The sequence below is a fragment of the Leptospira inadai serovar Lyme str. 10 genome (genome assembly GCF_000243675.2).
GTDB lineage: Bacteria > Spirochaetota > Leptospiria > Leptospirales > Leptospiraceae > Leptospira_B > Leptospira_B inadai.
The window spans coordinates 302266-324559 of sequence record NZ_AHMM02000025.1 but is presented as its reverse complement, the minus strand read 5'-3'; the positions used below and the strand labels follow the sequence as shown (position 1 = coordinate 324559).

Annotated in this window: 21 protein-coding genes, 1 tRNA gene and 1 pseudogene; 5 read left to right on the top strand and 18 right to left on the bottom strand. The window is 43.7% G+C overall.

Annotated elements, in window-relative coordinates; translation table 11 throughout:
* Positions 1 to 65: 65 nt before the first annotated feature.
* Together LEP1GSC047_RS17275 and LEP1GSC047_RS17270 are read left to right on the top strand one after the other, a co-directional pair.
* Positions 66 to 1052 carry a M14 family zinc carboxypeptidase gene (locus LEP1GSC047_RS17275; RefSeq protein ID WP_010416934.1) on the top strand — a complete coding sequence of 329 codons (987 nt, stop codon included), beginning with the start codon at positions 66 to 68 and terminating at the stop codon, positions 1050 to 1052.
* A 518-nt stretch (positions 1053 to 1570) separates the two neighbouring features.
* Complete coding sequence (locus LEP1GSC047_RS17270) at positions 1571 to 3112, top strand: 7TM diverse intracellular signaling domain-containing protein (protein ID WP_238325609.1); 1542 nt, start codon at positions 1571 to 1573, stop codon at positions 3110 to 3112.
* Between the two features lie 48 nt (positions 3113 to 3160).
* Here LEP1GSC047_RS17270 and LEP1GSC047_RS17265 read toward each other — a convergent pair whose 3' ends face one another.
* The 5 genes from LEP1GSC047_RS17265 to LEP1GSC047_RS17245 all read right to left on the bottom strand — a co-directional run bounded on the left by LEP1GSC047_RS17265 (position 3161) and on the right by LEP1GSC047_RS17245 (position 6922).
* Positions 3161 to 4342: a pyridoxal phosphate-dependent aminotransferase gene (locus tag LEP1GSC047_RS17265; RefSeq protein WP_010416936.1), complete on the bottom strand. Its 1182-nt coding sequence runs from the start codon at positions 4340 to 4342 to the stop codon at positions 3161 to 3163.
* Between the two features lie 7 nt (positions 4343 to 4349).
* Positions 4350 to 4580: a DUF2905 domain-containing protein gene (locus LEP1GSC047_RS17260; RefSeq protein WP_010416937.1), complete on the bottom strand. Its 231-nt coding sequence runs from the start codon at positions 4578 to 4580 to the stop codon at positions 4350 to 4352.
* A 26-nt stretch (positions 4581 to 4606) separates the two neighbouring features.
* Positions 4607 to 4696 (bottom strand) — tRNA-Ser (locus LEP1GSC047_RS17255).
* 92 nt (positions 4697 to 4788) lie between these two features.
* Positions 4789 to 6351 carry an FAD-dependent oxidoreductase gene (locus tag LEP1GSC047_RS17250; RefSeq protein WP_010416940.1) on the bottom strand — a complete coding sequence of 521 codons (1563 nt, stop codon included), beginning with the start codon at positions 6349 to 6351 and terminating at the stop codon, positions 4789 to 4791.
* Positions 6341 to 6922, bottom strand: coding sequence for a hypothetical protein (locus LEP1GSC047_RS17245; RefSeq protein ID WP_010416942.1), 582 nt, complete (start codon positions 6920 to 6922; stop codon positions 6341 to 6343). Before LEP1GSC047_RS17245 ends, LEP1GSC047_RS17250 begins: the two co-directional genes overlap by 11 nt.
* A 105-nt stretch (positions 6923 to 7027) precedes the next feature.
* Here LEP1GSC047_RS17245 and LEP1GSC047_RS17240 point away from each other — a divergent pair, with 105 nt between their 5' ends.
* From LEP1GSC047_RS17240 to LEP1GSC047_RS17230, 3 genes are all read left to right on the top strand, one after another.
* The gene (locus LEP1GSC047_RS17240) at positions 7028 to 7261 is read left to right on the top strand and encodes a ferredoxin (protein ID WP_010416944.1); all 234 of its coding nucleotides are present in this window, start codon (positions 7028 to 7030) and stop codon (positions 7259 to 7261) included.
* 199 nt (positions 7262 to 7460) lie between these two features.
* Positions 7461 to 9374, top strand: a complete 1914-nt coding sequence (locus tag LEP1GSC047_RS17235; protein ID WP_020989225.1) for a PAS domain S-box protein — start codon at positions 7461 to 7463, stop codon at positions 9372 to 9374.
* Entirely contained in the window at positions 9358 to 9771 is a 414-nt protein-coding gene (locus LEP1GSC047_RS17230; RefSeq protein WP_010416947.1) for a response regulator, read from the top strand. Before LEP1GSC047_RS17235 ends, LEP1GSC047_RS17230 begins: the two co-directional genes overlap by 17 nt.
* A gap of 25 nt (positions 9772 to 9796) precedes the next feature.
* Here the strand turns inward: LEP1GSC047_RS17230 and LEP1GSC047_RS22580 are convergent.
* The 13 genes and pseudogenes from LEP1GSC047_RS22580 to LEP1GSC047_RS17165 all read right to left on the bottom strand — a co-directional run.
* A pseudogene (locus tag LEP1GSC047_RS22580) lies at positions 9797 to 9910 on the bottom strand (branched-chain amino acid transaminase); the annotation flags it as partial.
* Positions 9911 to 9985: 75 nt separating this feature from the next.
* The gene (locus LEP1GSC047_RS17220; RefSeq protein WP_020989181.1) at positions 9986 to 10474 is read right to left on the bottom strand and encodes a GDYXXLXY domain-containing protein; all 489 of its coding nucleotides are present in this window, start codon (positions 10472 to 10474) and stop codon (positions 9986 to 9988) included.
* Positions 10471 to 11520, bottom strand: a complete 1050-nt coding sequence (locus LEP1GSC047_RS17215; RefSeq protein ID WP_010416953.1) for a DUF4401 domain-containing protein — start codon at positions 11518 to 11520, stop codon at positions 10471 to 10473. Before LEP1GSC047_RS17215 ends, LEP1GSC047_RS17220 begins: the two co-directional genes overlap by 4 nt.
* Complete coding sequence (locus LEP1GSC047_RS17210; RefSeq protein ID WP_010416955.1) at positions 11517 to 12500, bottom strand: DUF2157 domain-containing protein; 984 nt, start codon at positions 12498 to 12500, stop codon at positions 11517 to 11519. The genes LEP1GSC047_RS17215 and LEP1GSC047_RS17210 overlap by 4 nt, the downstream gene beginning before the upstream one ends.
* A gap of 116 nt (positions 12501 to 12616) precedes the next feature.
* On the bottom strand, positions 12617 to 14083 hold the full coding sequence (locus LEP1GSC047_RS17205; protein ID WP_010416959.1) for an NADP-dependent isocitrate dehydrogenase: 1467 nt from the start codon (positions 14081 to 14083) through the stop codon (positions 12617 to 12619).
* Positions 14084 to 14333: 250 nt separating this feature from the next.
* Positions 14334 to 15521: a molybdopterin molybdotransferase MoeA gene (locus LEP1GSC047_RS17200; RefSeq protein WP_010416962.1), complete on the bottom strand. Its 1188-nt coding sequence runs from the start codon at positions 15519 to 15521 to the stop codon at positions 14334 to 14336.
* Positions 15518 to 16432, bottom strand: a complete 915-nt coding sequence (gene moaCB / locus LEP1GSC047_RS17195) for a bifunctional molybdenum cofactor biosynthesis protein MoaC/MoaB (RefSeq protein ID WP_010416965.1) — start codon at positions 16430 to 16432, stop codon at positions 15518 to 15520. The genes LEP1GSC047_RS17200 and moaCB overlap by 4 nt, the downstream gene beginning before the upstream one ends.
* A gap of 223 nt (positions 16433 to 16655) precedes the next feature.
* Positions 16656 to 16832, bottom strand: a complete 177-nt coding sequence (locus LEP1GSC047_RS21940) for a hypothetical protein (RefSeq protein WP_010416967.1) — start codon at positions 16830 to 16832, stop codon at positions 16656 to 16658.
* A 245-nt stretch (positions 16833 to 17077) separates the two neighbouring features.
* Positions 17078 to 17491, bottom strand: a complete 414-nt coding sequence (locus tag LEP1GSC047_RS17185) for a nucleoside-diphosphate kinase (protein ID WP_010416971.1) — start codon at positions 17489 to 17491, stop codon at positions 17078 to 17080.
* Positions 17492 to 17500: 9 nt separating this feature from the next.
* Positions 17501 to 17983: a pantetheine-phosphate adenylyltransferase gene (gene coaD, locus LEP1GSC047_RS17180; RefSeq protein ID WP_010416985.1), complete on the bottom strand. Its 483-nt coding sequence runs from the start codon at positions 17981 to 17983 to the stop codon at positions 17501 to 17503.
* Positions 17980 to 19191 (bottom strand): argininosuccinate synthase, encoded by a 1212-nt coding sequence (locus LEP1GSC047_RS17175; RefSeq protein WP_010416987.1) that lies wholly within the window; start codon positions 19189 to 19191, stop codon positions 17980 to 17982. Before LEP1GSC047_RS17175 ends, coaD begins: the two co-directional genes overlap by 4 nt.
* Before the next feature lie 160 nt (positions 19192 to 19351).
* On the bottom strand, positions 19352 to 20914 hold the full coding sequence (locus LEP1GSC047_RS17170) for a DUF2779 domain-containing protein (protein ID WP_010416989.1): 1563 nt from the start codon (positions 20912 to 20914) through the stop codon (positions 19352 to 19354).
* 75 nt (positions 20915 to 20989) lie between these two features.
* A complete protein-coding gene (locus LEP1GSC047_RS17165; protein ID WP_039935717.1) occupies positions 20990 to 22147 on the bottom strand; it encodes an ACP S-malonyltransferase in 1158 nt (385 codons plus the stop codon).
* Positions 22148 to 22294 lie beyond the last annotated feature (147 nt).

Below are 22294 nucleotides of genomic sequence, written 5' to 3'. Positions count from 1 at the left end.
CCAAAGAGGACTCGAATCCGGGAAAAGAAGTTCAAGAGACCGGGAAAATTCGGGAGGATAAACCTTTGCTCAGAGGACTCAAAAAATTAAATCGCTATGAAAAACGATTATTAAGAATTGCTAAACTAGGCGGAAAACTTGCAAAGCTCAGACAGGTCGGATTTTCTCGAAGGACTTCCGAGGGGTTTCGATTTCCGATCTATTGTCTCGAGTTAGGTACCGAACAAGGACTAGCGAAACACCCGGTCGGAATTACGGCGGCCGTTCACGGTTTAGAGACGATCGGGATCCAGATTCTTTTGGATTTTTTGGAATATATCATTCATCCCGGATCTAACGGTTACCTGCCGGAGTTTAAAAAAGGAAAATTAGGTTTAATCGTTATTCCGATAGTAAATCCCGGCGGTGTAGCGGCAAAATCCCGTTCGAATCCCGGCGGTGTCGATCTGATGAGGAATTCGGGGATAGATGCGGTAAAACCTCTACCGTTCTTCGGTGGTCAGAAATTATCCAATAAGCTCCCGTACTTTCGAGGACACGGACTGGAACCCGAATCTCGAATTCTTTTTCGAACAATGTACGAAAAATTTTTCGGAGTCCCTGATGCAGTCATGCCGGTCTTGGATTTGCATTCGGGCTTCGGAACCGTAGACAATGTTTGGTGGCCTTATGCGTATACGAAGGAACCGTGTCCGGATACGCCTATTTATCGGAAACTAACCGCTCATCTTCGGGAGAATTGCGGGCATATTCATTTCTCCTATGGCCCGCAAAGTGAAAGCTACACGACTCATGGAGATCTATGGGATAAGTTTTACGATCATTATAAAGAAGTGCACTCCGATAAAAAAGAATGGGGGGCCAAATTTTTACCCTTAACCTTGGAAGTGGGAACTTGGTCGGATATCAAAGAAGAGCCCATGAAGCTATTTTCTAAGAAAGGTATTTTCCGGCCTGCCGAACAAAATAAGCGAGAAACATTAACGCGATATAGAGGATTCCTCCGAGATTTTATTCGAATCGGCTTATCACAGCCTAAGGATTGGATTTAATTTTACAAAATGATAATTTCGCCGAAACTCTCCAAGAGATAAGGCATCGACGTATTCCGAGCTCCGGAAGGCGGACAAAGAATTTTGCGAGACGTTCGAGTTTAGAATCGAATCGGATGATCGGGAGATACTCGAATAAAAAAAGGCCCACCTAAAAGGCGGGCCTCAAAGTGTTTCGAGCAAGCGGATTAATTCTCGCTCGAGGCAAGGCGAAATTTTATCCGCATCCTCAATGGCATACGGAGGTTCGGTCTTTAGGTTTTTTCCGACAAAAATTCGAGCGAAGAAAGGAATTCTCAAGATTCCGGGTCTCCGAATTTCGTAGTAAAGCGACTATTAGCTTCAAATTATAAACTATTTGATTTTAATAATCGTTCGGGATTATAAACGTGAACGAATTTTAGTTTGATCCGGAGCCGGGAAGATGAAGTACTAGATCTTCTGATATGCAAAAGTCCGTTATGCTATCTTTGCTCTTTTTCTTTGGAAATTCTCTGCTTGCAGAGGAAGCAATATTTTTGGATCAGTCGGTTCATTCGGAAAACATAACGTCTCGATTGGAATTTATGGAAGTAAGCGATAATGCGGCTTCTCCCTTAAGTAACATTATGGAGCTGAACTGGAGAAAGTTCGGTCTCTCTTCTTTGAATTTCAATTTTTCTGATAAAGTATATCTATTTCGATTTAAAGTGAGATTCAGGAGTCCCTTAAAGGAAGATCTTTTTCTGGTGCTAAGATGGAAGGCCCATGATTTAGCGGAGCTTTATATCCCAAAGAGGGTATCTCCTGTCCAATCTACTGGTGATGCTTTTTCCAAAACAAATTGGCCCGTGCAAAGCGTTCTTTATCCGACCCTCCGTCTTCAGGGAAACCCGGGCGAGGAAAAAGAATTCTTCTTAAAACTAAAGTCATTGTCCATGATGTCTTTTCCTATAGAACTCTTGGATGAGGTAGGTCTGCGAAACGATCTGGCGATAGAAACGGGATTATTTGCCCTATCGGCCTGTTTTTATTTACTAATGGTGTTTGTAGCGGTCGTTTATTATAAAACGACCGGCCTGAAAGAGTTTCTATTTTACGCCGGTTACGCGTTGTGCATGGGTTTTTCCTATAATATTAATTTTGGAAACGTCTACGAATTATTTTGGCCCGAAGGACTTCGCTGGTCGGAGCGGATTAATTTTTTCTTCTTTGAAATCGCGACAATATTCTTTTTTCAATTTATTCGTAAGTTTTTGGAAACGAAACGAAGACTGCCTTGGTTGGATAAAACGTTATTAGGTTTTTTGATTTTATCCGTAGGGACGATTCCTTTGACTTTTTTTTCGGAGGCCCTTCCTTTAATATCTAGAACGAGCACGATTTTGTACGGGGTCGCGATTCCTTTGATTCTTTTTGCCGGCGTTTATCTGCAAAAAACGGGGAATGGTAAGTTGAAACTTTTTTTATTCTCCTGGTTTATTTATATGATTCTAGGGTATATGAGTATTTTATATTATTTTGGAGTATTGAGCTATAGCTTTTTTACGGTCTATGCGGTTCCTATAGTTCTTCCGTTGGATTTGGTCGTTTTATTATATAACATAATTCAAAAGCATTCCGAAAACGCGGAAGAAAAGCATAACCTTTCGGAAACATTACGCGACGCCTCGAATCAACCTAAATATCAGCGTTCTAAACTTTCAAACATCGATGTCGACGCATCATTAAACTCTCTTGTTTCTCTTATGAATTCGGAAAAACCGTATTTAGCGGAGAAGTTACAACTACAGGAAGTGGCGGATCGCTTGCGGCTTACGCAACATCAACTATCCGAGCTCTTAAATTCAAGATTAGGAATGAATTTTGCGGCTTATATTAATTCCCTTCGAATAGACGAAGCGAAGCTTATTTTGGAATCCGGCTCCGAAAAGAATATTTTGAATATAGCATTTATGGTAGGTTTCGGTTCCAAAACTTCGTTCAATGTTGAGTTTAAAAAAGCGACGGGATTAACGCCGAAACAGTATAAAGAATCTTTTCCGATTACGAATGAATTTACAAATAAGCATAAGATTTAGAATTTCGAGATTTCTCACTTTAAGAACGGAAGCATTGTGCTTCTTTGATCAATTTGAAAATCGCAAGATTCTAGATAACCCTTCCTCGAAAAGTTCGTTTTCGGGGATTAGGCTTATCACCAAAACGAATTCCTCATCGGGAAATCCGAACATCGAGCCTGAGTGGACCAAAGTATTTTCCGATTCTAATAGCCCTAGGCAATAGGCATCCGGATTCCGTAATAAATGAGATCTTAATATCGCGTACCATCCGGCAGTCGGCGATCGGAATAGGAATCTCTTCGAATCCGAAATTAATCCGTTCAGACTTTGAAGGTTTCTACGGATACGCCTGGATAATTGTCCTTGGATCATCCGTCTCCATTCTAATAGTTCGGGTAAGGCAAATTGAATGGGCGTATTAACGGATAAAAAAGTATCCGCGATGATTTCCAGCCGTTCCATACATTCTACTTTCCATTTCTCGGGACCGTCTACATGGATCCAGGAAAGTTTCATTTGCGGGAGCCCGAGAATTTTAGAAATCCCGTTTACCGTAAACAAAGGAACACGATTCGTTTTGAATCCCGGCGTTTTTCCTTCATCATGAAGATAATCTACGAATACCTCGTCCAATACGAGTCCGATTCCTCTCGATTCGGAAAGATCGACAAGGCGCGAAAACTCCGAGTCGTTTAAGAACGAGCCGGTCGGATTATTGGGAGATACTAGGAAAATTAATTTGGTCTTTGATGAAAGATTCCTTTCTAAACTTTCGAAATCGATTTCCCAATTCGCTTCCGAATTTAACGTATAGGTTCTGAATTTTATTCCTTCCAGCAGAGTTAAAAATTCGAATAACGGATAACCCGGTGCCGGAATTAGGACTTCATCTCCCGGGTCGCATAATAATTTTAGAATGTACGAATATGCTTCCGAAGAGGAAGAAGTTAGGAAAAAATCGTCGGGCGATACTTGAATATTTCTTTCCTGATAGTATTTTGAAACCGCCTCTCTAGCGGAAAGAATTCCTTTCGGTGCCGGCTCGTACGTCAGCGACTCTAAGCGCGATAATGAGTGTAAAATCACTTCGTTGGGATAGGTGATCTTGACTTGCGTCGGATTTGAAACCGTGAGATCTACGATTTCTATTCCTGAATCTCGTAATTCTTTTACTTTTAAGTAAAGATCGTTTTCGCCGCTTTCGAATTCGAACCGGCCGCTAAATTTCGAACGAAAGTCAGGGCGCATTACTTTCTTAGCTGGCGATTCGATTCCAAAGATATAGAATCGCCGATAGTATTATACTTACTAATATCGATGTGGTAATCGGAAAATAAAATTGGAAATTGTCCCGTTCGATGCGAATGTCTCCCGGAAGATTACCGAAATTCGAGAGAAAGGGGATCTTCGAACCGAATACGAAAAAAATACCCAAAAGGAGACAAATGGCTCCGATCCAAAGTAACGTTTTACCGAGCGGTTCCATATAAATTATTCATTCGGAGGGAAGTTTGGCGGAGAGGGGGGGATTCGAACCCCCGGTAGGTGTTACCCTACGCATGCTTTCCAAGCATGTACCATAAACCGCTCGGACACCTCTCCAGTTCAGGTTGCGTTTACGATATTTTCGTAAACGGGCTCCTGGTCAAGGAGATTCGACGTAAAAGTTTAGGAACGCTAGCGTAGAAATTCCATCAAATCGAGTCCAGCGCCTGATCGATATGTCGCGCCGCAATTTTGGAAAACGCCATAATCGTATAACTAGGATCGACCGAAACAGCGGTAGGAAACACGCTTGAATCGCTCACGAATAGATTTTTGAGTCCGTGAACTTTGTGCTTCCAATCCACGACTGAATTTTTAGGATCCAATCCCATCCGACATCCGCCGGCAGGGTGAGGTGCGGCCATTGCGATCGAGCCGGGTGATAGAGGGATCTCATTTATTTTAGATAGCTCTTCGACACTTGCCAATGTGGTTCTTTTAAGGTCCGGTAAGATCACGGTTTTAGCACCTGCCTTAAAATTTAATATCACCTGTTTACGAATACAATCGCGTAAAATCTTCTTCGTAATTTCTCCAAAGGGGTATTGTACTTCCCGTTTTCCACTCGATTTTACTTCGATTCGTCCCAGCTCGGAATCCAAATCGTCTATCCATCCTATGGTTCCGCCTAGATGCGGGAGATCTTTCATAATTTCGAAATGTTCCCTGCCGAAACCGGGCACCAATGCTCCTAACGCGCCGGGTTGAAGCTGATTGGCCATAATTAAGTATCCGCCTTCCTTATATTCCCCGTCGGAAAATCTGGCTAGGCGGAACTCCTCCACCCCGTAAGCCGAAGGTATATTTCGCCACTGTATTATAGGTTCTTTATATAATGCATGAACGAATGGAGAAGGATTGATCGCCAAAAATTCGCCCAGTGTAGGAAGCTTTTTTTTCAAAGAATTTCGCAATAGGAAAGTCGAGCTTCCGAAGCCGCCGGCCGCGACGACCACCGCATCGGTTTTAAAATGCAATTTAATTTCGGAGTCTTTTTGCGAGGGTCTATCGATAACGACCGCATGCAGACCGATTACCTTCTCGCCTTCGAATTCCAATTTAACCGCTTTCGTGTCCGAGTAAAGATCGACTCCCAATGCCATCGCTCTCGGAATATGAGTGATCAACTGGCTTTGCTTGGCTCCGAACGCGCAACCCTGCATGCAATGGCCGGATTTTTGACAATTTTTTCGAGCTTGCGGGACGGGACTGCCTTGCCAGCCTAAATCTTTCGAAGCTTTCCGAACTAGTTGGTTCATCCGATTGAAATATTCTTCTTTTGCCGGATGAACGTTAAGCGTCTCGTCCAACTCTTTCCAATGAGGTTCCAAATCCTGCGGGCCGTGTCCCAGTACTCCGAACTTATCATGCCAGAGATTCAATCTGTCGGTAGGCGTTCTGTAGCTGTCGGCCCAGTAGTGTACCGACGCGCCTCCTACGTTCTTTCCGTAAACGATATTAACGGTTCCATCCGCGGTCGTTGCCATATTTCTTTCGGCGGATACTTTACCGGCCATGTTTAATTCGTGATTATCAAACGTTCCGGTGTGATAATACCCGCCTTCTTCAAGCAGAATCACTTGTTTGCCCAACTTGGCGAGTTCGTATGCTACGGTTGCACCGCCGCAGCCGGTCCCGATCACGACGACCTGGGCCCGAATCTCCCTGGGTCCTCCTCCAAGATTCTTCCACTCGTAAATTCTACCCGACATCGACTCCACCTATCATTTTTTTATAATATATTCGCGATTCGCTGAGCTTTTCCGGCGGGCTGCCGAACGGTCCTTCGTACGAAATCAGATGAAAGGTCGACGGATGTCCGTAATAGACTAAGAAAATCGGCATTCTTAAATTTGCCCAGACGGCCCGAACTAGATCCGAACTAGTATCCGTAAGGGAATTTAGAAAAGAGCGTCTCGAGTCGAGGGACATCCTGCTGAATCGGGAGAACTTTCCGTGGAGGATCGGTAGATATTCGATCACAAGTATTAGAGATTTAAAATCTTCCGAGAGAAACGGGTCTACGAAATAAAATTCCTCGTCTAGCCGTTCTAAAACTTCGGCTTGCTTATAGGTCGGTACGTTTGATCCTTGCGGAAGGATCGCTTCCGCCAAAGCCCCCATCGTGTTCAATTCGTCGGTCGAAAAGAACAAAGCCTTGGGAAGATATCGTGTCGAGGACTTAAAGATACAGAAAGTGCCGCCTAAAAAAAGAGCGGCAGAACCGGCCAAGCCGAACCGCAGGAAAGTTTTACGAGAAAAACGAGATGTACGATTTTCCATGATCGATAATAGTCGGATCTGTTAAAGCGCTGTCAATATTATATGAACGACTTGGGTTGGAAAAGAGAGTTGACAAAACGTACGTTCGACAATCCCTAGTAGATCATGGCCGATAAGAACGATAAAGTTCCTGAAAATGCAGCAGGAAAGTTTTACATCGATAACACCTGTGTACCATGTAACGATTGCCTGGAAGAAGCTCCCATGCTTTTAAAATATACGGACGACGAATCGAAGGTTTACTTTCATCGCCAACCGCAAACTCCGGAAGAACAAATTTGTGCACGCAAAGCTAAAGACATCTGCCCAGTCGAGGCCATCGGAGACGACGGAGAGTAATCATATTTACTAACGTTCGAGTATTTTGTAATAAAATCCAACTCACTAGAAGATACTCTTCCTTTCATAGGGAATACTCAGCCTAACCGTTGCCTGATAAAAATTCCGTAGTCAAAAACAAAATCCCTTAGAGTTTTGCGACTTTTCTTCGTCTAACTCGTGTTTTCTTCCGGAAAAAAAGGTCATATAGTCGAGGCCTATGAAAGTGCATGAGACTCGTAGAAGTATGCCCCGACTTGTAAACGGTTTGGATTTCTTTCAAACCCTAGTCGAAAAAAGCCGGGACATGATATGCCTACATGACATAAACTGCATCTATCTTTATGCGAATCCGAGGGCTCAAGAACTAACCGGATACGATCCGAGCGAATTGGTAAATCGCAATCCTTATGATTTCATTCATCCTGAAGACCGGGAAAAAATCCGTCGCGAATCGCATGATCTCGCAAAGAAAGGAGAACTTCCTCCTTTAATCGATTATCGGTTTCTACATAAGAACGGCGAGTATGTTTGGCTACAGATGGTGACTCAGCCGATAATGGATGATTCAGGAAAAGTAAAATACCTTCATACAACGACGAGAGAAATAACGAATCAGGTATCTTTGACGGAAAAATTAAAATTAGAAGAGAGGTTCTCCCTTCTCATGAGCGAACTCGCTCATGTCGGAGCCTGGGAATCGGATTTTCAAACCGGAAGGATTTACTGGTCTTCGGAAGTATACCGGATATTCGAACGAGACGAACGAAAGGGTATCGATAAGGCAATCGTTTACTCGTATAGTCATCCCGACGATCTCGCTATCATAGCCGATTGCAATAAACGGTTGGGAGAAACGGGCGAGAGTTATTCGCTTGAACACAGAATTATAACCGAGTCCGGAAAGATTAAATGGTTAAGAAGTCAGGGAAAGGCGATTTGCGTCGGTGGTAAAATTACCGGAATCTACGGGGCGATTCAGGATATTACCCTCTCTAAAATAGTCGAAGAAGAGATCCGTCTGAGTGAAAGGAAGTTTTCATTAGCATTTCATAATTCAGGAATCGGCATTTTTTTGCTTGATAAGGACGGTAGATTTTTAGAGGTAAACCAATCTTTTTCAAACCTTCTGGGTTATTTACCCGAAGAATTGTGGGTAAAAAAATTCGGTGATATTACCTTTTCGGAAGATGTTGATACCGGCCTGGAAACGTTCGAGCGCGTATTACGCGGCGAGAAGGAATCGGTTCAATTGGTAAAAAGATATGTGCATAAGAGAGGTTCGTTGATTTGGGCCTTGGTCACCTCGGTCGCGGTTCGAAAAGATTCGGGAGAATTGATGTTCGTCGTCGCTCAGGTGCAGGATATTTCGCGTCGACGTACGCTCGAAAACATTCTTCGAGAAAAGAATTCTCGTTTGAAATCGGTAGGAAAGAATCTTAGGGAGAGACTCAGTCAGTTGGAGGAATTCAACCAGATTGTCTCGCATAATATTCGATCTCCTATTGGAAACATCTCGACGTTGGTGAAATTTCTCGAAGAGGCCGAAACCGAAGACGAGAAAAAGGAATTTATCGAATATCTTAAACAAACTGCAAGCCAGTTACATTCCACATTAAACGAATTGGTGGAAGTCATTAAAATTCGACAGAATGTAAGAGTCCCGTCGGAACAAATTGCCTTCGATGAAATTTTCGCAAAGGTGAGGTCCATGTTTCTGGGTCAAATTATGGAAGTCGGAGCCGATATCATCGTCGATTTCTCGAAGGCTCCCGAAATTGTATATCCGCGCGTCTATTTAGAGAGTATTCTTCTTAATCTATTATCTAATGCTTTGAAATATAGGTCGCCGAAAAGGAAATTAATCGTTACTTTTAAATCATATTGGCAAAACAGTACTTTGATTTTGGAAGTCGCAGATAACGGACTAGGAATGGATTTGAATAAGTACGGAAATCAAATCTTTAAGCTGCATAAAACTTTCCACAGAAATAAGGAAGGAAAGGGATTAGGATTATTTATGACCAAAAACCAAATCGAATCCCTCGGCGGCGAGATTCGGGTGGAAAGCGGTCCCGATAGAGGAGCGAAATTTCTCGTCCAACTTACGAAGGCAAATGAATTCTGGATTTAAAAAACAACGACTCTTATTGGTGGATGACGATGCCATATTCGTCGCCATTGCCAAGAGAATGATCGAAAAGATCGGAGTCGTGCATAGCTTTGAAGTCCTATCGGACGGCGAGGAAGCGATTTCTTTTTTGAGAGAACATACAACGGATCCGGATTGCATACCGGATTTGATTTTTCTAGATATCAATATGCCTTATATGGATGGGTGGCAATTTTTGGAAGAATACGAGAGATTGGTGGATTGTCTTTTGAAAAAACCGATTATTTATATGGTTAGTTCTTCGGTAGACGACGCCGACCTGAGGAAGGCCAAAGAAACTCCTTATGTAAAAGATTATCTGATTAAGCCTGTTTCAATTGAATCCTTTCGAAAAATTCTAAGCCCGGGAGAGGATTGATCTTTCGACAAATTCGAATTTTCGGATTCACTGTTGCGATTTGCAATACCGAACGGCAAGCTATTCCTTCGAGTAACGAGGAAGTGATAGACGGGGTTAATATCTTACCGTCTCTTACTAAGAAAATATTTTCAGCGGATTTAATTCCATCGCTCTTAGTTTTTCACGACTCCGAATGGATGCAAAAGAACCCGCGGTTGAAAGATTCCTTCCGTCATCGGATTTCATTATGATCCTTATCGAAAACGCCGACTAAAATACCGTTTCCTTTAGGATCTATTCGCAGCGCTCCGAATTTAGCGTTCGCAAATTTTTTGCCGGCCCCTTCCTGGAAAAAAAACTCCTCTGCCCCGAAGCTAATTCCGGAATCGTGTCTATGGTATTTGATTTTTCGTTCCTGTTCGGCCGTCGGTTCCGGTTCGTTTTGAAATCGGACAAACTTCGCGACCTTATTCTCGTCCAAAGAAAAGACGATATAACCGGAGCTAGATAAATCTTCCGTAAAATTCGAACGAGTGATATCGTAGGCCAGTTGCATATAATCACCTTGCAGTAACGAGCGAGGGTCGACCGGTACTAGAGGGAAGAGCACTAATTCGCCGGTTTCCCGTACCTTTTCTTTCTTAAAAGTTTCGATTCCCACGATAAGAAGAATGACAGCTAAGTTTAAAAAAATAATCGGTTTCCGTAATGTATCTTTCATTGCTTAATCTCCTTCTCCGGGAACAATTTCGAGAGCAGCAGATACGCCGATATGAAGAGGGCACCGGATCCTAAAAGTACGTAAGATTTCGCTAAAAGGGTCATTTTTAAGGAATAGTAGAAATCGGTTAAGTATCCTGCGATCGATAGCAACCCTAATACAAGAATAAACGTTAGTTTTTGTCTAAAGCCTATCAAAATAAGCAAAACGGAAAAGGAAATTCCCGGAGCTTGGAGAGTTGAAAGTAAAGCGACGCAAATTCCGGCGATAGTTAGGCTAGTTGCCGTTAGATGTTCTTTCGCAAAAATACGAAAGCAATCTTGTAGATAGGCGGCAAGAATAACGACTCCGATTACCCCTGAAATTCTCCAATCTGCATGAAGTAATTCCCCCCTGCTTACGGATAAGGAAGAAATGCCCGAAATACAAAATGCAAGAGCATATGCAGTCGGTAAAAAAAACCTCGGAATCAACGGACTATAGGTTACGAGCCTAGTTTCGAAACGGAAAAGTAAAATCAGCGATACCCCGGCCAACGCTAATAAAAAATGAATAGCAGCGATTATCTCATTATGATAAAGTAAAGTTCCAGAAGCCGAAAAGAACAAGATGACCGAGATAAATCTTTGAATCCAAGTTCCGGATAGGAAATACAAAATCGTCTCTACGATTAGGACGGAGAGACTGATCGTGTTCGTTTCCAGATGAGAGGATGCGATTCCGAGAAAGAACAAAATTTGACCTAGAAATCCCAAAGATACTAATAACGGTTCGGATATTTTTTTATCTTTATCCAATAAAGGTATTGCCATAGAACCGAGTAAGACGATTCCTCCCAGATATTTAAGGCTGTCCGTGGTCTTAAGTATCTCGGCTAAAAATAAGAAGAGTAATATTAATAAAGCGGCAAACCAGGATCCGATGATGACGACCAAATGAACGTACCAGGGGGCATTATCCCCTTTAGAGCGGGTAAAGAAAGAGTTTAACGTTTCTTCTTGTTGTTGATTTAAGGCGAGTTGAATCGCAATTTCTTTTAAATTCATCCCTTTCTTTCGTCCTGTCTCCATTCGTTCCTAACGTTTATAAGATGTTTTGCGCTCCATGCGGTTACAGCGGTCAGTACGACTCCTCCGAAGAAAAACAGTAATATAAAATTATCCCAATCGAACTGTCTAATCATGATTGAAAATATGAGAGTGATTCCCGAAAGTAAAGCTATCGCGAGCATCCCTAAGCGCCGAATCATACGTCTATAAACGAAATAGATACCGACCGCAAAAAGAATCGACATACCTATCATAATAAAATCGCCGATTCCTTTTTGATCTCTGAATATACTGAATATAGAACCCCATATCACGAAATAAAAGGCGATCACTCCGACTGCGTTCGGAAACCAAGCAGCGGTTTCTTTCTGCTCGCTCCGGTTTCTTGTTAATTCGTAGGCGGCAATGAATCCTAGATTTATCAATAATGCCAACGAGTACAGATAGGGATTTTCATCCCTGAACAATATTTGTTTTCCATAAAGTTGAATCGTGGAATTCAGCAGTACGATCCAAAAAAGCCAGAGAAACGCTGAATTTCCGACAGCTACGAATCCTAGGCTAAGGATGGTCCAGCTAATGAACAAATCCACGGAATTGGCTCCGGTTTGATAAATCTGTCCGTACACTGCGAGTAGAACTCCCGTAAGAATTACGGCTGTGAACAAGAGGGCTTGATACGAATAATATTCTTTTTTTATAAAGAACGACGCGATCGAAACGACGGATAATGAACCGGCGATCAGTCCTAATTTCGCAAACCTATCCATCCCCGCCCAGTTATAGGCAAAGAAGAAAATGACTCCCGAAGCAAATAGAACCGAACCTAAGGCAAGAAATCCGATGCGAGCAAATCTAATCCACTCCGCTAAACTAGGCTCGGGTGAGATCAGGGATAAAAATTTTCTTCCGTCTTTTTCATCTAGATTTAAAAGCCGGATCACTTCATATGCTTCGCTTTTCTCAAAATTTTTCATAGTCACCGTTAGGCTAGAATCGACTGAGGAGAGAGAGTCTCCTATTTAAGAAAGAAGTCGAGTACTTAAAGCATCCAAATAAGTTAATTAGCTTACTTAAATGCTTTCAATATCTTTTACTCGCCTTGTCCGAGAGAAAAGGCACGTTTTCCTCCGAATTTATACAGGTTTTCGGTTTGGATGCTATCTAATCCCGCTTCCGAGATTTTTAAGAGAAGTTTTCCTATTTGTTCGGGCTGGATTTTTATAAAGCCGTCTCCCATCTCAGAATCTGGCGTATCGGGATGTATAAATCTACATCTCCAATGGTCGGTTAGAAATGTCTCGGGTGCACCATTCGGATATACTTTAACTCCTCGATTAGTAATCATCCGAAGTTTTAAGTCCGAGGATAAGTTCGAAAGTTTCTTACCCAATTCGTCGGGTGATCCGGATGACCAATCCAAGAAGATGTCCACGCCGACCAATTCCTTCATTATCGGGATTCTTTTGTAATCGGGAATATGAATGGCCTTCGCTTTCCCGAATGAAATCGGTTTAAATCTTTCCGGCAGATGACCTAGGTTTCCGATCACTGCTTCCGAAAATTCCTTAGTGCCCACTTTAATCCGGCTGACTCCCGCCTTGAAAATATCTCCGGTGTGAATTCCCTCTTCGATCGTGAGAAGCCAAGCGTTTTGAATTTTTGCGGCGATATCGGGCTGGCCTAAATGAACAAGCATCATGACTGCCGCGTTTAAGAGGCCGGACGGGTTGGCCATATTTTTTCCGGCGATATCCGGAGCGGAACCGTGAATTGCTTCAAACATGGAAACAATCTCTCCTATATTCGCCGAACCCGCCATCCCGACGGAGCCGGCCACCTGTGCAACGATATCCGAAATAATATCGCCGTATAAATTTAACGTTACGACAACGTCATACGTTTGGGGGCGTTCCGCTAAGTGAGCGGCGCCGATATCGATGATTTCACTATTCGATTCTATATCGGGATAATCTTTCGCGATCTCTTTAAACACGTCATGAAAGAGTCCGTCGGATTGCTTCATGATATTGTCTTTGACCATAGCGGTGACTTTCTTTCTTCCGTATGCCTTCGCATATTCGAACGCATAACGGATGATTTTCTCGGATCCCGGACGCGAGATCAATTTAAGACATTGTACCGTGTCGGTAGTTTGTTTATGTTCGATTCCGGTATAAAGGTCCTCTTCGTTTTCCCGAACTATCACGACGTCGAGTAGAGGATGCTTCGTGTCCACGTACGGATATAAAGAAACGCAAGGGCGAACGTTTGCAAAAAGACCGAGGGTAGTACGGACAGTCACGTTTAAGCTTTTATAACCTCCGCCTTGAGGAGTCGTGATCGGGGCCTTTAGAAAAACTTTCGTTTCGCGGAGTATGTCCCAAGCGGAAGGTTCGATTCCGGCGCTATGTCCCTTCTTGTAGACTTGTTCCCCGATTTCTATAAAGACCGGCTCAATCTTTGCTCCTGCTGCTTCCAAGATCCGAAGAGTCGCATCCATTATCTCCGGTCCGATTCCGTCTCCTTTCGCTACGGCAATTCTTTTTTTAGCGGTCATGCTAGCCCTCCCGGCTATACGCTCATTTGAATAGAACGTAAACCTCGGTCAATCCGGATTGCTAGTTCGCGATTCGAGATAGAATGGAAGTATTTTCTATTTTAGTTATAGAACGGGAACCGATTGACGATTGATTGGGTGCGGCCAAAACGAACCCAGGATTCAAAAACGATCGATCCATCCCTCTTTCCTTCGAATTCCTTCGTCATAACTCCGTGGAAATTTCCGGATGGGAATGGTTCGTCGAAAATTATTGCCAGGCTCTAAATTCGACGAAATCACCGACTTCAAGCGAATCACTGCTCGAGGCATGTAAAGCGATTCCATCCGAAAATAATCCGGCCCGAATATCCCCGCTGCCGTTAAATAGTTTGGGCGAGACGCCTGTTCTGTCGTTAGTTTGCAGAATTACGGGAAAATATTCGGCGAGTTGGTTCTTCTTTTTTCTGGATCCTAGGAATGGAAGCTGCAAAGGTTGTTCGGAATTCATACCTAGAAATTTTCGAATATACGGTTCTACGAAAATACGAGCACACACTTGGACGCTGAAAGGATTCCCGGGTAATCCGAAGACAGCGGTCCTCTTTCGTTTTCCGAACCAAATCGGTTTACCCGGTTTTATCAAAACCTTATGAAATACTTGTTCGACCGATAAACTTTTGAGAACAGGGGGAATTAAATCTAGGTTCCCCATCGAAACTCCCCCCGAGAGTAAAAGAATATCCGATTCTAATCCTTTTGCGAGGGCCTCGCGTATTTTAGATTCGTCGTCAGGTACTAAGGTAACGAATTCGGGTTCGATTCCGAATTTGGATAGAAATGAAAGTAGCGAATAGGAATTGGAATCCCGAATTTGCCAGGGTAAAGGGTCTTGCTCGATCGAAACGACTTCGTTACCGGTCGAAATAATGCTAACTTTCGGGGGTGCGGAAACTTTAATGTTCCGCATTCCGAGAGAGGCTAGCAAAGAAATCGCCGCTGCTGAAAGAGTCTCCCCGCCTGAAAAAACAAGATCCCCTTTCTTAAGATCCTCGCCTTGTAGCGCTATATTTAAGTATTTTCTAATAGACTTGGCTTCGAACCGAATTTCGCCCACCGTATTTTGTTCCCTACTATCTTCCACTTTTATGACGACGTTTAACCCGTCGGGAACTGGAGCTCCGGTCATGATCCGGACGGCCTCCTCTTCCGGATGTAGATCGATCGACATGCCTGCGGAGACTTCTTGCGTAAATTTGTAGATGCGATCCGGAGAAAAGCCTTCTTCGCGAATGGCAAATCCGTCCATCGTGGCTCTGTTGAACGGAGGATAATCTCGATCCGCATTCACGGATTGGGCGAGTACTAGTCCGATTGCATCCTTTAGCGAGACTGTCATGGAGGACGCCGATTCGGTTTGATTTAAGATTCGGGAAACCGCTTCCTCTACCGAGATCAATGTCCTTCTCCTCGCATCATTTTTTTTGCATGAAAGATTGCCGGAAGAACGGCTTGCAGACTTTCCTTGGCCCCGTTCGTACTTCCGGGTACGCAAATGACCAACGTTTTTCCGATTCTTCCCGCTATCGAACGGGATAACATTGCAAACGGAGTTCGATCCTGCCCGAAGGCTCTCATGGTTTCCGCTATCCCCGGAATTTCCTGATCTAGGATACTTTTGATCGTATCCGCCGTGTTGTCTCGAGGTCCGAGGCCGGTTCCTCCGGAGGTTACGATTAAATCCAGTTTTTGATCGGCCCAACTTAAAACGGTTTTGCGAATTTCCTCGGGCTCATCCGGAACGATTTTTTTCTCCGCTATTTCCACGCCTTGTTCTCTTAACAATTCTTCGATTGCAGGACCTGAACCGTCTTCCCTTTTTCCCGAAAACGTGGAATCGGAACATATCAAAACCGCAGCTCTTGAGCCTGCGGCGAATTTTGCGATATGGGAATCGCTTTTGCCTCCTTTCTTTTCTAAAAGGCGAATGGCGGAAATTTCCAATTCCTTATCTATCGGTTTAAGAAGATCGTAAATGACAAGGGCGGCGACAGAAACACCTGTCAGAGCTTCCATCTCGATTCCGGTTTTTCCTATCGATTTTGCGGAGGTAAGAATTCGAATCGCATTCTTTTCTTGAAGAACTTCGAATTCCACCGAAAAGAAATCTATCGGAACCGGATGGCAATGAGGAATGAGTTCCGATGTTTTTTTTGAAGCTAATAGAGCCGCTGCTTTTGCGACTCCGAAAAGATCGCCTTTAGGAAGATCGTTTTGCCTGATTCTCGCGACGGTCTCCGGCTTACAAAAGACGAACCCTTCCGCCTGCGCGGTTCGTAAGGTAATTCGTTTTCCCGTGATATCATTCATTGGTCTTCTCCGATCGATTCGCAGCCGCGATGAATCAAGAGAACCATCTCCATATTAAATCACCAAGAATTTTATTCTTAAAAAATAAATCTAACGAGCTGAAAAGCCCGGTTTTGAATTTCAAAAAAGAAGGCGTTTAAATTCGGAAATAATCGAAGAGAGAACGGCCAAATTCGGCCATCTTAAGAGTCTTTCGATTTGATATGGTTTGAAAAGGAAAGTTTTATTCGCTGTCCAGGTCGATATCCGGACGGTCACCGGCAAATTCTTCCTGAGAATAAATCACTTCTAAAACATCGTCCATCCAATCCGGCGCACTGCTGGATAGCGAATCGTTGATTCGATATTTTTCTATAATGCGACTATGCTTTAGGATCTGTTCCTTGGTTGTAGCGTTCATATTATTAGCTTCGGTCGAAATGAGGGAAAGATTTCGCCTACCTTGAAAAAATAAGGAAATATATTTCTCGAAAGTACAAGGATTTTTTGTAATTCTTACTAGAAAAATTCCCGATATCTCGTCGAGCCTTGGCGCCTTCGGCGCTACCCGTTAAAAGAAGAACCCGATGCCTTCCTTCGAAAACACCGGGTTCTATAGTAATGGTCCGATTCTCGGATACTAATTCTAATCGAAGATAAAAGGAATTAGAATAATTCGTTACCTTTAAAGAAAAAGCTGATTTCAAGAGCCGCGTTATCGTCGGAGTCCGAGCCGTGCACGGCATTCGCTTCTTTGCTTTCCGCAAATAGGGCTCGGATCGTTCCGGCGGCAGCTTCCTTAGGATCGGTAGCTCCGATAACGTCTCTCCAATGCTGTACGGCATTTTCTCTTTCTAGAGCGGCTGCAACGATCGGTCCCGAAGACATATAATTGCATAAATCATTGTAGAAAGGACGAGCGGAGTGAACTTTATAAAATTGTTTAGCGTCTTCCAGAGAAAGTTTGAGGTATTTCAGTCCGAGAATCTTGAATCCTTCTTTTTCGATCCGTTGAAGGATGTCTCCGACGTGTTTATTTTTTACGCCGTCGGGTTTAATCATAATAAACGTTCTAGCCATTGGTTTTCCTTATTTCGATAGTTTTTTAAGTAATGCTTTGCTTACGATGTCCGGTACTTGGGCGGAGACATCGCGACCGTGTCTTGCTACTTCCTTGACGATCGTCGAAGATACGAACGAATACTCGTTGGAAGACATGAGAAAGATCGTTTCGATTTCAGGCGCCAGCTTCTTGTTCATTAGGGAAATTGCATATTCATAATCGAAATCGGTTACGGCACGGAGGCCCCTGATGATACTCTTTGCGCCCCGCTTTCTGCAATAATCCACGGTTAATCCTTCGAAAGTATCGATTTCCAAATTGGCCCAACCTTCCGTAACCTGCCGAATAAAACCTAATCGCTCTTCGATCGAAAAAAGGAAGCTTTTGCTCGAGTTTACGGCAACCCCGATGATGACTTTATCGAACAGTCCCATGGATCTCTGAAGGATATCCACGTGACCGTTTGTAAGCGGGTCAAAAGAGCCGGGGTATATCGCGATCCTCGTCATTTTTTTCTTAATCTCGCCGCTTCCTTAGCGGGAAGTCCGTACAAATTTATAAACCCTTCGGCGTCTTTTTGATTATAGAGCTCTTCTTTTTCGAAGGTCGCCATTTCAGGATTGTACAAAGAGATTTGGGATTTTCTCCCCACGACTGTCGCGTTTCCTTTATAAAGTTTTAATTTTACGGTTCCTGTGACGAACCTTTGCGTCTCCGAGATGAATGCTCGAACGGCGGCCATCCGGGATGAGAACCAATGTCCGTTGTATATGAGTTCCGCCAATTCTATGGAAAGTTTATCTTTATGATGCTGGGTATCCCGGTCGATCGTGATGGATTCGAGATCTCTATGTGCGTGAAATAGGATCGTTCCGCCGGGAGTTTCATAAACTCCTCTAGATTTAATTCCCACGAGTCTGTTTTCCACGATATCGACGCGGCCGATCCCGTGCTTCCCGCCCAACGTGTTGAGGATCTCCATAACTTCTAGCGGATTCAATTTTTTGCCGTTTACTGCGACACAATTACCTTCTTGAAAATCCAATTCCACGTATTCGGGGGAATCCGGAGCCTTCTCGGGTGATACCGTGAGTAAAAACATATCTTCGTTCGGTTCTTTGTACGGATCCTCTAAGATTCCGCCCTCGTAGGAAATATGCATTAGGTTACGATCCATAGAATAGGGTTTTGAAGCCGTCACCGGAACAGGAATCCCTTTCGATTTTGCATATTCGATAAGATCGGCACGTCCTCCAAAGCTCCAGGTTCTCCAAGGCGCTATAATTTCCTTTTTCGGAGCCAGGGATTTAAATGCCAATTCAAAGCGGACCTGGTCGTTCCCTTTCCCCGTTGCCCCGTGTGCGAAGGCATCCGCTCCTTCTTTTTTGCCGACTTCGGCCATCGCTTTTGCGATGAGCGGACGTGCTAAAGACGTTCCTAACAAGTAACGCATTTCATAAATTGCATTCCCTTGGATGGCGGGAAAAATGAAATCCCGGGCGAACTCCAACCGAAGATCTTCTATATATACTTTCGATGCCCCGGTCTTAATTCCTTTTTCTTCCAAACCGGTCAGTTCTTCCTTCTGCCCGACGTCCGCCGTAAAGGCTATGACTTCGCAGCCGTAGGTTTCCTTTAACCAGGTCAGGATAACGGAAGTGTCCAATCCACCCGAGTATGCGAGTACGATCTTTTTAATATTCTTTTGAGCCGCCATTCTAAGGATAGGGAATTCGGCCGAGCCCATCCGACAAGTCGGATTTTAGCTAGATACGGAACTCTTTGCATCAATAGTGAAACTATCGAAGACCGGAGGAAAATGAACCGAAGGGGGCTCGAACGGATCATTCACATTTTGCTCGAGCTTGGAGCGAAGATTAGAGTTTTGGAGCCCAATCCAATTTTTCGGAAAGCTTTCGAAGAATGAGTATAAGCGCATACGTGTCCATGCGGCAATATTTCTTCAGGTCGGACTGTACTCTTTTTCTCTCTTCTTCGCTTATCGTTTCCGTTTTTATCCGTAAGAATTCCGAATTCGCCAGATAGCCGGCATTGATGGTCAAATTTTTATAATTCTCGCCGGTTAAGACCGGAAGAACGGATTTAAGGGAAGTGGTTCCGTCCTGGTCGGGATGATAATAATCAAAATCCCAGAATGGAAGCGCTAAGTCCAGAAAGTCGGATTCAATGGATTCAAACCAATTTCGGAATTCGGGAAAAACGAGCACCGATTCTTTGAGACAACGTTTTTCGAATGTATCGTTGAACGCTAAGATCGTGCCTCCGCCGCCGATCTTAGCCGAGAGAGATTGTAAAATCCCCAATCTTGGATCGATACGATTGTCGTCAATGTATGAAAATTCCTCGGGCTCTTCCTTTAAATTGCTGCGAAGGATATGAAGAGAAAATAGAAACGGAATATGCTGAAACGGATTCGATTTATGATAAATCGGTACAGGAGGGTTAATAGTTTCGAAATCCAAGAAATACAGAGGAAATCGCAACTTATCCATAAACTGCAGCAGGTTCTCCTTATTAAGATATTCTCTTCCGCTTTTTACCGCATTGATTTGGATTTTTTGTCTGAGGGTAAATTCGTCGTACTCGGCGATCTCGGAAAGATTTCGAATTCCTGCATGCCACAGGCGAAGCGTTTCTTCTTTACCTTCCCTTAACGAAAATAAATCTCCCGGCGGGGAGTCCGATAGGCAATTGTCCGGATACTGGCAGCTTCGAGGGTGCTCGCAGGATTTTATGTTTGCCCTGGACGGAAGCGAAGTCTCTTCCAAAACCTCCAGCATTCTAAAAGCTCGGTCCCTAGTGCTAGGAAGGGCTGCAAGAGTTTCCTTGCTGACGTCTTTGCGAATAAAGAGAGCGTTTTGATCGACCTCACCTTCTAAATATAAATACTTAGAATTCAAAAATAATACTGTAGTCTGAATTACGCGAAAGCCTGCCTCTTCCATTACCATTCTTAAGAAGGACAATTCTTGAGAATAAGACTTCTTCATCGAAGAGGAAGCCTTGACCACGACGATCTCCCATCCGTTTAGTTTCGGGAGGAGAAAGTCCGCCCTGAAATCGAAAAAATCGGTTTGGAGAGCGGCGCCTCGAACGGCCTCGTTTCTAGCGAGCATCGCTCTCGTCGTACGGTCGTTATATCTGGCGTGAATCGCCTCGGGATAAAATCGATTCGCTATTTCCCGGAGAATCGATTTTTGCTTAGGTGAAATGTATTGATTCTGCGCCTCGGCCGATTTTGCGGTCGGATCTTTGACCTGTATCCAAAGTTTCAGTTCGCAATGAAGTCCGGCTTGGTATGCCGATCTTCCTAAACGAGGAAGACCTTCTTCTCTATACGGAGCTAGAACTTGAAAAAGTAATTTTCTGCGAATCGCATCGGGAAAAAGAAAGGAGAACCGCCTTGCTGCGGTTCTCACAAATCTTGGAAAATTAACCCGGAGGGGGTTCAGGTTCGTAACCTTTCGCCGCGGATTTATCGCGGCGAACTTGACCTAAGCCAAAAGAACCTTAATGTCTTTTGGACTAGAAGCGCTGTAAATTTTGTTTTCGGATGCTTCTAAATTAGCCTGGGTTAATTTCTGAGAAACGACGCTAGGTCCGAAATCTATGCCTACTAATTTAGGGGTCTTTGCAAAAGCGGCCATCGCTTTATTCCAATGTAAAGCTTTGATCAGAACTTCTCTGAACAAAGGAAGAGCTACTTCCGACTCGTTCTGAAAATTTCTTCCGTCAAAAATCGAGAAGACCGGAATTTTCAGATCGGATCCTTTATAAGCAAAACCGATTCTTTCCATATCCTTAGGAACGGAATTTTCAGTAGCTTCCATTAACGGACAATGAAACGGAGCAGTCGTTCTGAGATACACGAATTTGATTTTTCGTTCGTCCATTTCGGCTTTGTACTTTTTGCGAAATAGAAGAAGCTTATCGGGATCGCCTGAAATAATATTGGAATCGGGAGTATTGTAAAGAGAAACGTAAAGTGCTTTCAATCCCGAGAGTCCTAGCTCCGAGTTGATCGATTTGACTCTTTCATCCAATTCGGCTGGGGAATAGCCGATTACTGCAACCATCGGAGCAGGTTGCTTGTCGCCGATTTCTTCGTTACCTTTCAGCAAATCTTCCGTCGGACTGAATATCCCGTATTGTTCTTGTGCACGATATCCGAGATACAGAACAAACTTCAGAAATTTTGAAAATTCTTTGTAAAACTCCGAGCCTTCTTTACCGAGCGCGATCAATACGGCAGGAATGACGCCTTGGCTATGTCCTGTCGCACCGACCGCATTGGATACCAATTCGGATGTGGAAAATCCTTTATGAGTCAAAGAGACGTAATTTCCGACTTGGGTTAGGAAGATTCCGACAATGGAAACGGTGGCGCTGCAAAGGTAACTTTCATCCGGCGCGGATTCCGGATTCTTTAGCCAGGATTCGAAGTCATAGCCTTGCGGAATGTATTTTTTATCTATGTGAGGAAGTTCTTCCGCAAGAGATTTAAAGGCGGTATCGAAGAATTCCTTTAGGGAGGGGTCCGATTCATAGAGCTTGGAGAGCTCTTTTAACCAAGGAGATCCTTGTCCTCCGAATTGGAGGAATAGTCGATTGCCTTGTGCTTTGGCTTCGTTTAGGAAGTTTGCTATTGCCATGGAATGCCTTATACTGTAGTCGTTAAAGGATGCTTTCCTTCCGAGCCTAGGTTTCGCAATTCTTTTTTCCTCGTGTTTTAAATCGGTAGTTATGTGTAAGGAGAACGATCGTTCCAGTCTTCTTACGTACGATTTCAGATTCACCCG

Coding starts and splice junctions, on each gene's coding strand:
- LEP1GSC047_RS17265 (WP_010416936.1), bottom strand. CDS start 4,342: ATGCGCCCTGACTTTCGTTCGAAATTTAGCGGCCGGTTCGAATTCGAA.
- LEP1GSC047_RS17260 (WP_010416937.1), bottom strand. CDS start 4,580: ATGGAACCGCTCGGTAAAACGTTACTTTGGATCGGAGCCATTTGTCTC.
- LEP1GSC047_RS17250 (WP_010416940.1), bottom strand. CDS start 6,351: ATGTCGGGTAGAATTTACGAGTGGAAGAATCTTGGAGGAGGACCCAGG.
- LEP1GSC047_RS17245 (WP_010416942.1), bottom strand. CDS start 6,922: ATGGAAAATCGTACATCTCGTTTTTCTCGTAAAACTTTCCTGCGGTTC.
- LEP1GSC047_RS17240 (WP_010416944.1), top strand. CDS start 7,028: ATGGCCGATAAGAACGATAAAGTTCCTGAAAATGCAGCAGGAAAGTTT.
- LEP1GSC047_RS17235 (WP_020989225.1), top strand. CDS start 7,461: ATGAAAGTGCATGAGACTCGTAGAAGTATGCCCCGACTTGTAAACGGT.
- LEP1GSC047_RS17230 (WP_010416947.1), top strand. CDS start 9,358: ATGAATTCTGGATTTAAAAAACAACGACTCTTATTGGTGGATGACGAT.
- LEP1GSC047_RS17220 (WP_020989181.1), bottom strand. CDS start 10,474: ATGAAAGATACATTACGGAAACCGATTATTTTTTTAAACTTAGCTGTC.
- LEP1GSC047_RS17215 (WP_010416953.1), bottom strand. CDS start 11,520: ATGAATTTAAAAGAAATTGCGATTCAACTCGCCTTAAATCAACAACAA.
- LEP1GSC047_RS17210 (WP_010416955.1), bottom strand. CDS start 12,500: ATGAAAAATTTTGAGAAAAGCGAAGCATATGAAGTGATCCGGCTTTTA.
- LEP1GSC047_RS17205 (WP_010416959.1), bottom strand. CDS start 14,083: ATGACCGCTAAAAAAAGAATTGCCGTAGCGAAAGGAGACGGAATCGGA.
- moaCB (WP_010416965.1), bottom strand. CDS start 16,432: ATGAATGATATCACGGGAAAACGAATTACCTTACGAACCGCGCAGGCG.
- LEP1GSC047_RS21940 (WP_010416967.1), bottom strand. CDS start 16,832: ATGAACGCTACAACCAAGGAACAGATCCTAAAGCATAGTCGCATTATA.
- LEP1GSC047_RS17185 (WP_010416971.1), bottom strand. CDS start 17,491: ATGGCTAGAACGTTTATTATGATTAAACCCGACGGCGTAAAAAATAAA.
- coaD (WP_010416985.1), bottom strand. CDS start 17,983: ATGACGAGGATCGCGATATACCCCGGCTCTTTTGACCCGCTTACAAAC.
- LEP1GSC047_RS17175 (WP_010416987.1), bottom strand. CDS start 19,191: ATGGCGGCTCAAAAGAATATTAAAAAGATCGTACTCGCATACTCGGGT.
- LEP1GSC047_RS17165 (WP_039935717.1), bottom strand. CDS start 22,147: ATGGCAATAGCAAACTTCCTAAACGAAGCCAAAGCACAAGGCAATCGA.